The 11,360-nt window shown below is 21.0% G+C and carries 11 protein-coding genes and 1 tRNA gene; 3 read left to right on the top strand and 9 right to left on the bottom strand.

What is annotated here, in order from left to right:
* Positions 1-171 precede the first annotated feature (171 nt).
* A complete protein-coding gene (locus tag RJT30_RS00415; protein ID WP_343190383.1) occupies positions 172-519 on the top strand; it encodes an iron-sulfur cluster assembly accessory protein in 348 nt (115 codons plus the stop codon).
* A gap of 8 nt (positions 520-527) precedes the next feature.
* On the opposite strand, the gene tyrS is transcribed toward RJT30_RS00415, so the two are convergent.
* Positions 528-1,805, bottom strand: a complete 1,278-nt coding sequence (gene tyrS / locus RJT30_RS00410; RefSeq protein ID WP_343190382.1) for a tyrosine--tRNA ligase — start codon at positions 1,803-1,805, stop codon at positions 528-530.
* A gap of 90 nt (positions 1,806-1,895) precedes the next feature.
* Positions 1,896-2,507 carry a riboflavin synthase subunit alpha gene (locus RJT30_RS00405; RefSeq protein WP_343190381.1) on the bottom strand — a complete coding sequence of 204 codons (612 nt, stop codon included), beginning with the start codon at positions 2,505-2,507 and terminating at the stop codon, positions 1,896-1,898.
* A gap of 117 nt (positions 2,508-2,624) precedes the next feature.
* Between RJT30_RS00405 and RJT30_RS00400 the strand changes: the two genes are divergently transcribed.
* Positions 2,625-2,697 (top strand) — tRNA-Ser (locus RJT30_RS00400).
* Between the two features lie 26 nt (positions 2,698-2,723).
* Complete coding sequence (tilS, locus tag RJT30_RS00395) at positions 2,724-3,995, top strand: tRNA lysidine(34) synthetase TilS (protein WP_343190380.1); 1,272 nt, start codon at positions 2,724-2,726, stop codon at positions 3,993-3,995.
* A gap of 1 nt (position 3,996) precedes the next feature.
* On the opposite strand, the gene metG is transcribed toward tilS, so the two are convergent.
* From metG to hisB, 7 genes are all read right to left on the bottom strand, one after another.
* Positions 3,997-5,628, bottom strand: a complete 1,632-nt coding sequence (gene metG, locus RJT30_RS00390; RefSeq protein ID WP_343190379.1) for a methionine--tRNA ligase — start codon at positions 5,626-5,628, stop codon at positions 3,997-3,999.
* Positions 5,629-6,082: 454 nt separating this feature from the next.
* Positions 6,083-7,489 carry an NADP-dependent phosphogluconate dehydrogenase gene (gndA, locus tag RJT30_RS00385; RefSeq protein WP_343190378.1) on the bottom strand — a complete coding sequence of 469 codons (1,407 nt, stop codon included), beginning with the start codon at positions 7,487-7,489 and terminating at the stop codon, positions 6,083-6,085.
* A gap of 110 nt (positions 7,490-7,599) precedes the next feature.
* The gene (gene hisIE, locus RJT30_RS00380; protein ID WP_343190377.1) at positions 7,600-8,211 is read right to left on the bottom strand and encodes a bifunctional phosphoribosyl-AMP cyclohydrolase/phosphoribosyl-ATP diphosphatase HisIE; all 612 of its coding nucleotides are present in this window, start codon (positions 8,209-8,211) and stop codon (positions 7,600-7,602) included.
* Complete coding sequence (hisF, locus tag RJT30_RS00375) at positions 8,205-8,981, bottom strand: imidazole glycerol phosphate synthase subunit HisF (protein ID WP_343190376.1); 777 nt, start codon at positions 8,979-8,981, stop codon at positions 8,205-8,207. Before hisF ends, hisIE begins: the two co-directional genes overlap by 7 nt.
* Positions 8,975-9,700 (bottom strand): 1-(5-phosphoribosyl)-5-[(5-phosphoribosylamino)methylideneamino]imidazole-4-carboxamide isomerase, encoded by a 726-nt coding sequence (hisA, locus tag RJT30_RS00370; protein WP_343190375.1) that lies wholly within the window; start codon positions 9,698-9,700, stop codon positions 8,975-8,977. The genes hisF and hisA overlap by 7 nt, the downstream gene beginning before the upstream one ends.
* A 2-nt stretch (positions 9,701-9,702) precedes the next feature.
* Positions 9,703-10,293, bottom strand: a complete 591-nt coding sequence (gene hisH / locus RJT30_RS00365) for an imidazole glycerol phosphate synthase subunit HisH (RefSeq protein ID WP_343190374.1) — start codon at positions 10,291-10,293, stop codon at positions 9,703-9,705.
* Positions 10,293-11,360 (bottom strand): bifunctional histidinol-phosphatase/imidazoleglycerol-phosphate dehydratase HisB, encoded by a 1,068-nt coding sequence (gene hisB, locus RJT30_RS00360; RefSeq protein ID WP_343190373.1) that lies wholly within the window; start codon positions 11,358-11,360, stop codon positions 10,293-10,295. The genes hisH and hisB overlap by 1 nt, the downstream gene beginning before the upstream one ends.

The raw sequence follows: 11,360 nt of genomic DNA, 5'->3' as shown, positions 1-11,360 counted from the left end.
AATATTAACATCACTAATAAAAATATTATTTCAAAGTAAAATTGTTACAAATAAATGATAATAAAAACTAAAAACATGTTAAATATAAAATATATTTTAAATTAAATTTATATTGATATATAATATAAAAAATAATATTATAATAATAAAATTGTATAAAATTTTTAAAATATGTGTATATTAAAAAAAAATAAAATAAAACTAACAAAAAATGCTTTTAAACAAATTAATAAACTTTTAATAAAAAATAAAAATATTATAGGGATAATAATTAACATTAAAAAAACAGGATGCGCTGGATATAAATATGATTTAAAATTTAAAAAAATAAAAGAAATTAAAAAAAAAGAATATTTAATAAAATCTAAAAATATAAAATTCTTTATTAAAAAGAAACAAAAAAAATATATAGAAGGTTTAAAAATAGATTTTATTAAAAAAGGACTAAATAAAACTTTTATTTTTACACATGAAAGTAAAAAAAATACATGTGGATGTGGTGAAAGTTTTCAAATATAATAATTTTATTAATAAAAATTCCATATTAATAATAAATGATTCTTTTTTCCTTTAGATAATAACGTATATTTTTTATATAATTTATCGGATTTTTTAAATATATACTTAACATCTATTTTTTTTTGATTAATAGAAATAGCATTTGAAGCAATCATTTTACGTGCTTGTGTTTTAGATGGTGCAAAAGAAGATAATACTAAAACAGTCTCTAAATCCAATATATCATATATATTTAAAAATGGTATACCATCTTTTTCTAATTGTTGAAAATCATATAATGTAATTATATCTATATTTCCTCCAAATAAAACAGAGGTAATACGTTTAACAGAATATAATTTATCCAAACCATGAATAAAATGCGTTAATGAACAAGCAATAATATACTTTAAATAAATAGGATGTATTTTTTTACAAAAAAATTTTTCTTCTATTTTCATAATATTAGATAAAGAAAACGTACTAAAAAATTTTAAGAATTGTATAACATCTCTATCGTCAATATTTAACCAAAATTGAAAAAATTTATACGGACTAGTGCGTTTAGAATCTAACCATATAGTATTTTTTTCCGATTTTCCAAATTTTAAACCATTAGATTGTATTAATAAAGGTAAAGTCATTCCACATACATTTGATTTATATAATTTACGTGTTAAATCAATACCAGAAGTTATATTACCCCATTGATCTGAACCACCAATTTGTAATAAAACATTATATTTTTTATATAAATATGCAAAATCATATGATTGTAATAAATTATAAGAAAATTCACTATATAATATTCCTTGCTTTTTACGATAAATTCTTTTTTTTATGGAATCCTTATTAATCATACTACTTATAGAAAAATATATTCCAATTTTTTTAAAAAAATCTATAACATTTATCTTTTTAAACCATTTATAATTATTTAATATAAAATATGAATTTTTAATATTAGAATGTAAGAAAAGATTAATTTGTTTAGTAATTTTTAATACTCTTAATTTAATATCAAATAAAGAGTAATGTTCTCTAAAACTATTTTTAAAACTTGGATCTCCAATTAAGCTAGTTGCTCCACCGACGATAATAAAAGGCGTATGTCCATAAAATTTAAATATTCTTAAACAAAATAATGGTAAAATATGCCCAACATGTAAACTATCAGCAGTAGGATCAAAACCGCAATATAAAGAATTAGATTTATTCGAAAAATATTTTAATATTAATTTTTGATCAGTCATTTGATATATATAACCGCGGAACCTCAATTCATTCATTAATTTACAAATATACATATAATTCCAAATTTATTTTAAAAATATATTAATTAAAAATATATAATAAATATTAAATTTTTAAAGTCATAAATAAATCTTAAAATAAAATTACAATAAGTTTTTAGTATTAATATTAATTTGATCTATTATCATCTTTGTATATATATCTATTTCAATATTTACATAACTACCTATTGTAATTAAACTTAAATTTGTATCAAATAATGTTTGTGGTATTAAATTTACAGAAAATTTATAATTATCAATTTTTGAAACAGTTAAACTTACACCATTTACACATATAAAACTTTTTAAAAATATATATTTCATAAATTTTTTGTTTATTATCTTAAACCATACTTGTGTGAAATTATTATTTTTTTTTATATTACATTTAATAGCAATCGTCATTACATGACCAGAAATTAAATGTCCTCCAACTTCATCACCTAATTTCAATGCACGTTCAAGATTAATAAACTCATTAATTTTAATAAATTTAAAATTAGTACAAAGAAAAGTATTGAAAACAACATCAAAATATACTAAATTATTATAAAAATTTACTACAGTTAAGCAACAACCATTAATTGAAACAGAAGCACCTACATATAATTTATATAAAAGATTTTCAGGAAACTTAATTATATAAGTACGAAAATTTAATTTTCGAACAATAGCTACAACTAAACCCAAACCACTAATAATACCAGTAAACATATTAAATTCTCACATTAAACATTAAAAACATTAAAATTGTATTAATTATTAGAAATTTAAGACATAATATAAATTATATTAAAATATTTTAAATATTTATTTTATAAAATAAATCAAACGTCTGTAGCTTAATGGTTAAAGCATCATTATGACATAATGAAGAACAGTGGTTCAAATCCACTCAGACGTATAATTATATAAATTAAAATATATCAGATGAATAATATTCTTTTAAAAATTAAAAAAAATACTAATATTAAAAAAAAAATACTTGCTTATAGTGGAGGTTTAGATTCCACATTTTTATTATATACTTTAATTAAAAACAAAATTCGTGCAATACATATTGACCATCATCAAAATGAAAAATCATATATATGGACTCAACATTGTAAAAAAATATGTAAAAAATTAAATATTTATTTAATAATAAAAAATATATACATCCAGAATATACAAAAAAAAGGATTTGAATCACAAGCAAGAAATTTACGCTATAAAAAAATAAAAAAACACATACAAAGAAAAGAAATATTATTAACAGGACATCATAAAAATGACCAAGTAGAAACACTAATTTTATCTTTAAAAAGAGGAAGTGGACCTTTAGGTTTATCAGGAATGAGGGAATTTAAAAAATTTCAAAAAATAAAAATATTACGTCCATTAATTTACACAAGTAAAAAAAAAATATATAAATGGGCTATTAAAAATAACGTTCCTTATATTAATGATTACAGTAATAAAAACATAACATATGATAGAAATTTTATAAGATTTAAAATATTACCAATACTTCAAAAAAGATGGAATTATTTTATTAAAAATTCTTTAAAAACTATGCATTTATGTAAAGAACAAAATCTATTAATCAAATATTTTATAAAAAAAAGCATTAAAAATATTTCTTACAAAAAAAACAAAATAAACTTGTTCAAAATAAAATATATTAATAAAATTTTACGCAATAATATTTTAAAATATTGGATAAAAAAAAACACAAAACATTTAATATCTAAAAATAATATAAATCAAATTAACAAAAACTTAATTTTTTTAAAAAAAAAAAACACAAAAATAAAAATAAAAAATTTTATTATAGAAAAATTTAAAAATACATTATTAATTAAAAAATTTCAAAAAAAAACAAATAATTTAATTTTATATTGGAGTCAAATTAAAAAACCATTAATTTTACCTCATAAATTAGGATTTTTAATTTTTGATAATAAAAAAAAAAAAAATATACCAAAACCCAAAAAAAATGAACAAATAAATATAAAATTTAACACCAAAGGAAAATTATTAACACTACACAATAAATATATTACATTAAAAAAAATATGGAAAAAATATAAAATATCTAAAAATAAAAGAATAAATACACCACTTTTATTCTATAATAATAAATTTGTTTCAGTTATTGGAATATATGATCATTCTATAAAGTATTTTAAAAAAAAAAAATCATTATCATGGATTAAATAAATTAAAAATTATATTTTATATTTTCATTAATTTTTTGATATAAATTTTTATAAATAGAAATTTTATGATTTAATAAAGGTTGATTTATATTTTCCCAAAGTAATGAAATTTTTAAAAAAATCTCAGAATTTTGAGCTAAAATAGGTGTAATAGGTTTCAAACAAGTCATAATAATTTTAAAAAAATTTATACCCATAGAAAAAATTCTATGTATTTTATTATCAAAATAAAATTTTTCTTTATATGTCCAAGGTTTTTTATCATTAATATATTTATTAGCTAAGTTCGCTAATTCTATAATCTCACTAATTACAATATTAAAATTAAGTTTATTAAAATTATATATTATATTATTAGAAATTTTTAAAAAATAGTTATATAAATCAATATCTTCTATTTTTGTAGATAAAAAACTATTAAACCGAACATTAATTATCTTAGCGCTACGCGAAGCTAAATTAACAATTTTATTTAAAAGATCAGAATTAATTTTATTTATAAATTGTTTTATATTTATATCTATATCTTCTATTCCATTAGACAATTTTGAAGCATAATAATAACGCAAACTATCAGAATCAAAATATTTTAACCAATTCTTAGCAGTAATATTTACACCTCGAGATTTAGACATTTTGCAACCATTAAATAATACATAACCATGAGCAAAAATTTTTGTAGGTTTTTTAAAATCACAACCATGTAAAACCGCCGGCCAAAATAAACTATGAAAATAAATAATATCTTTACCTATAAAATGATACAATTCATAATTTGAACTTTTTACCCAAAATTTTTTAAAATTTATGTTTTTATTTTTATCACACAAATTTTTAAAAGAACTAATGTAACCAATAGGAGCATCAAACCAAACATAAAAATATTTATTTGTATAAAACGGTATTTTAAAACCAAAATAAGGGGCATCTCGAGATATATCCCACTCTTTCAATCCTTTTAATAACCATTCCTTAATTTTGTTATATACTGTTTTTTGTAAAACATCAGATGCAGTCCAATTTTTTAACATATTAGTAAAATATGGTAAATTAAAAAATAAATGTACTGAATTCTTTAAAATAGGTTTAGTATTTGATAAAACAGAAATAGGTTTAATTAAATCTAAAGCAGAATATACAGAACCACAAGATTCACAATTATCACCATATTGTTTGTTACTTCTACATATAGGACAGGTTCCTAAAACTAAACGATCTGGTAAAAATATATTAAACTTAGAATCGAACCATTGATAAATAGTTTTTTTGTTAATTAACTTTTTTTTTTTTAAAATAAGAAATAATTTATTTACATAATATAAATGTTCTTTAGTATGTGTAGAATAATAATTATCATGTGAAATATTAAATTTTAAAAAAATATCTTTTTGCTCTTTAATAATTTTTTTAACATAAATTTTCGGTTTTATTTTTTCTTTTTTGCACTTTAACATTATTGCTGTACCATGAGTATCACCAGAACATATAAACCAAATTTTATTATTTAACATACGGTGAAAACGAACCCATATATCTGCTTGAATATGTTCCATTATATGTCCTAAATGAATTAAACCATTTGCATAAGGTAAAGCGCAAGTAACTAAAATTTTTCTTTTTTTTATTTTTTTCATAAAAATTATTAAAATTCCTAAAAATTTTAAAAACAAAAATATTTTTTTACATTATCATATTAAATATAAATACATATTAAAAAATTAGTTTAAAAGTTAAAATTTAAAATTTAACGAATATTTTAAAATACAATAAAATAAATTTTAAAAATACAAATATAATAAAAATTTAAAAATAAATAAATACACAACCAAATAATATAAAAATATTTCAAATAAAAAACACAAAATATTATATTAAAATTAAATTTGCAATGTACAGATAAACATTATACAAGAAAAATAATAAAAAAAATAAAGAGTAAAAATTAAAAAAATAAAATATATTTAATTTATAAAAAAGCAATAATACATATAATACAATAAATAGTTAATTTATATTACAATAAAACACTAAAATAATTTTCAATAAATTTATTTATAAATAAAATATAATATTTGAAAAATAAAAAAATTATTCCCAATGAGTATGAAAAACTCCTTTCTTATCAATACGTTTATATGTATGTGCTCCAAAATAATCACGTTGTGCTTGAATTAAATTTGATGATAAAAATGAAGAACGATACGAATCATAATATGATATCGCGGCAGATAAACAAGGAACTGCGTAACCATTAGAAATAGAATATGCTACAATTTCTCTAAGAGAATGTTGATATTTATTAGCTATACTTTTAAAATATGGAGTAATTAATAAATTATTTACTTGATTACCGTATTTAATATAAGTATCAGTAATTTTTTGTAAAAATTGCGCACGTATTATACAACCAGAGCGAAAAATTTTAGCAATCTTTCCGTAATTTAAATTCCATTTATACCTATCAGAAGCATTTTTAAGCTGAGAAAAACCTTGAGCATAAGCAATAATTTTACTTAAATACAAAGCTTTTCGAATATTTTTAATAAATAAATCCTTATTTTTAATAATTGAAATATTTAAAGGACCTTTTAATACTTTTGCAGCAAATAAACGTTGTGATTTGAAAGAAGATATATAACGAGCAAAAACAGATTCAGTAATTAATGAAAGAGGTTCACATAAATCTAAAGCACTTTTACTAACCCAAGAACCAGTTCCTTTTTGTTCTGCAGTATCTAAAATACAATCTAATAAATAATTTCCAGATTTTGTTTTTTTTATAAGAATTTTAGAAGTAATTTCAATTAAATAACTTTGCAATTCACCTTGATTCCAAAAATTGAAAATTTCAGATAATTCTTTATTACTCATTTTGATAATATTTTTTAATAAAAAATAAGACTCAGCAATTAATTGCATATCAGCATACTCAATTCCATTATGAACCATTTTAACATAATGTCCTGATCCATTTGGACCAATATAATTTACACAAGGTTCATTATCAACTTTAGCAGATATTTTTTTAAAAATAGGTTTAACAATATTATATGCTAATTGATCTCCACCAGGCATAATAGAAGGACCATGCAAAGCACCCTTTTCACCTCCAGAAATCCCTGTTCCAATAAAAAATATACCATATTTTGATAATTTTTCATTTCGTTTGATTGTATCTTTATAAAAGGTATTACCTCCATCAATCACAATATCATTTTTAGATAAATATGGTATAATAGAATTAATTGTAGAATCTGTTGCACATCCAGATTTAACCATTAACAAAACACAACGAGGAGATTGTAATGAATTTATAAAATTTTTAATTTCAAAATATGGAAATATATTTTTATTATTATGTGCTCTTAAAAAATCTTCTGTACGATTTTTAGATCTATTATAAATAGAAACAGTATAACCACAATTTGCAATATTTAATGCTAAATTTTGGCCCATAACGGCCATTCCAATAACTCCTATTTGTTGCTTTAACATAAGATATTCTCCTAATATTTAAAAATTATAAGTAAAAATAAAACATTGCATAAAATTTTTTAAAAAATTTAAATATAAAAACAATTGTAAATAGAGATATTTAAATCAAACTAACTGCGATTATAAAGATTATTACAAATAACACTTAAAGGAATTTCTTTAGCAGATAATACAACCATAAGATGATATATTAAATCTGAAACTTCATTTATAATATTTTTTTTATTATCCCTACATACAGATATAATAACCTCCACAGCTTCTTCACCAAATTTTTGTATAATTCTATTTACTCCGCTATTATATAATTTTTTAGTATAAGAATTTCGCTCCATATTATGTTTCCTATTTTCAATACAATTTTCTAATTTATTTAAAAAAATAAAACTAGAATTAGGATATTTAAAGCAACTATCTTGATCTAAATGACAAGTTTTACCAATAGATTTTACTAAAGCTAATAAAGTATCGTTATCACAATCATGTATAAGATGTACTAAAATTAGGAAATTCCCTGAAAATTCCCCTTTCATCCATAATTTTTTTTTTGTACGTGAATAAAAAACCATAAAACCAGTTTTTTGTGTTTTATATAATGCTTTAAAATTCATATATGCATGCATTAATACCATACCATTTAAAACATTTTGAACAATAACTGGAATCAATTTATTTACCTTAATCCAATCAATTTTAACATTATTTTGAAATTTTTCTAACACTCTCTTATTTCCACCCCTTTATTTTTTAAAAATAACTTTAATTCCTTAATATTAATTATTTTTTTATGAAAAACAGAAGCTGCCAAAGCACCATTAACATCAACAGAAGAAAACAAATCATAAAAATGCCTTAATGAACCAGCACCACCTGAAGCAATTAAGGGAACATGACAAATTTGACGAATTATAAATAATTGTTCTAAATCATAGCCTAATCCTACTCCATCTTGATTCATAACATTTAAAACAATTTCACCAGCACCACAATCTTGCACTTTTTTAACCCAATCTAATGTTTTCCAACGAGTTTTATGTATTTTAGATATATCTCCAGTATATTGGTATACTTCATAATGACCAGTGTTTTTATTAAACCAAGAATCAACTCCAACAACTACACATTGCGAACCAAAATATTTAGCTATACTAGTAATTAAATTAGGGTTTAATAATGCAGGGGAATTAATTGAAATTTTATCAGCACCATAAGATAAAATATTTTCTACATCTCGTAAAGATTTAATACCACCCGCAACACAAAATGGTATATCAACAATTTCAGCAATATCATTAATCCATCTACGATCAACAATTTTTGCTTCTGAAGAAGCAGTAATATCATAAAAAACAATTTCATCCGCTCCTTCAGATATGTAACGTTTTATTAAAGGTAAAACTTCACCAACAACTTTATGATTGCAAAATTGTACACCTTTAACTACTAAACCATTTTTAACATCTAAACATGGTATAATACGTTTTGCTAACATAAATTTGCCTCTAACAAAGTAAATTTTTTTTCTAAAATTGCTTTGCCAATAATAATATTATGAACACCAATTTTTTTTAAATTAATGACATCATTTAAAGAACCAATACCTCCAGAAGATTGAATTTTAATCGTAGGAAAGGTGTTAATAATCTCTTTATATAAATTCAAATTAGGACCTGATAAAGTACCATCTTTAGAAATATCAGTACATAATATATACTTTAATCCATATACAAGATAATATTTAATAATATCTTCTAATAAAATTTTTGTATTTAAACCCCAACCATTAATATACAACTCTTTTTTATTATCATATATATTTACATCTAAAGCTAATACAATACGTTCAGGACCATATATTTTAAAAAAATCTACTACAAGATTTTTATCTGTAACCGCTAAAGAACCTATAACAATTCTAGCTGCACCTAATTTAAATAAAACATCAACATCTTGAATATTTCTAATCCCTCCACCAATCTGAACAGTCAAATCTTTTACTGAATGAAATATTTCTTTTAAAAAATCATATTGTTTATTTTCAGAATACTGAGCACCATTTAAATCAACTAAATGTATAAAATGAGCACCCTGAGATTTATATTTTAATAATTGTTTAATGACATTATATTTATAATATTTTATATTATCATAATTACCTTGATACAAGCGTACTATTTTTTTATTAAAGAAATCTAAAGCTGGTATAATCATAATTATATCTCTAAAAAGTTTTTTAATAATTGTGAGCCAAGAGGGCCGGATTTTTCAGGATGAAATTGTATACCAAAAAAATTTTTTTTTTGAAAAGCAGCACTAAAAAAACATCCATAATCAGTTTTTAAAATAGAATATTTATTTATAGGTAACATATACTGATGTAAAAAATAAAATCTAGAACCATCCATTATATTTCTAAATAATACATTTTTTTTACAAGAATATACTTTATTCCAACCTATATGTGGTAATGGTAAATTATTTTTTGGTAAACTTAATATCGGGTATTTAATAATATTCAAATTTTTTATATTTTTCGATTCTTCACTATATGCACAAAATAATTGCATTCCTAAACAAATACCTAAAATTGGTTTCGTGTAATTTAAAATAATATCTATTAATTTATATTTTTTTAAATTACTCATTGCAGCAAATGGAGTTCCAACACCAGGTAAAATTATTTTTTCAGCATGTAAAACCGTTTTATATTCATTAGTAATAATTGGATTATATCCTAACCTTTTTATCGCAAATTTAACAGAAGATAAATTAGCGCAACCAGTATCTAATATTATAATATCCATTAAAGAACACCTTTTGAACTAGGTAATATATCTCCTTGCATCAACATAGCTTGCATTAAAGTTTTACCAAATGCTTTAAATATGGATTCAGCTAAATGATGATCATTAGAACCTTTTGCTTTTAAATATATATTAATTTTCATAGAATTTGAAATTGTTTTAAAAAAATGTTCGATCATTTCAGTACTTAAAGAAGCAATATATTGATGAGTAAATGTCACCTGAAATGATAAATATGAACGTCCTGAAATATCTATCACACATTGAGCTAAACTATCATCCATAGGTAAAATAAAACCAAACCTTTTCAAACCATTTTTTTTTTTTAAAATTTTTAATAATGCTTTACCTAAAACAATACTAACATCTTCTACAATATGATGATCATCAATATTTAAATTAGATATAACTATTAAATGCATGCACAATCCACTATGTATCGCTACTTGTTCTAACATATGATCAAAAAAATCTATTCCAGTGTTAATATTTATATCTTTTTTTTTATTTTTCCATAATTTTAAAAAAATATTTGTTTCAAAAGTATTACGTATAATTTTAATATATTGTTTCTTTTTAGTAATTAAAGAAACTATATTTGGCCAATTACAATTATTTTTATTATATAAAATACCTTTAATTCCCATATTTTTAGCAAATTTCATATCTGTATCGCGATCTCCAATAACATAACTGAGTTCTTTATTTATTAAATTATCATTAATAAAATTTTTTATCATTCCTAATTTAGGTTTTCTACATAAACAATCTTCATATACAAAATGAGGACAAATGAAAACTTCTTCAAAATTAATTCCCTGTGAAGAAAATAAATCTAACATATATTTATGTGGAACATTAAATTTTTCTTTAGAAAAATGCACACTACCTAATCCATCCTGATTTGTAACTATAATAAATTTATAACCAAAATTTTTAAGAGTAGTTAGAGATTGCACCACATAAGATTCAAAAGATAGTTTTTTTATACAATCAATTTGAAAATTATCTAAAGGCTCATGTATTAATGTACCATCTCTATCAATAAATAAATATTTTCCCTGCAC

The sequence above is a fragment of the Buchnera aphidicola (Mollitrichosiphum nigrofasciatum) genome (genome assembly GCF_039388045.1).
In the GTDB taxonomy this organism is placed as follows: domain Bacteria; phylum Pseudomonadota; class Gammaproteobacteria; order Enterobacterales; family Enterobacteriaceae; genus Buchnera_K; species Buchnera_K aphidicola_B.
This window is presented reverse-complemented; position numbering and strand designations above follow the sequence as displayed.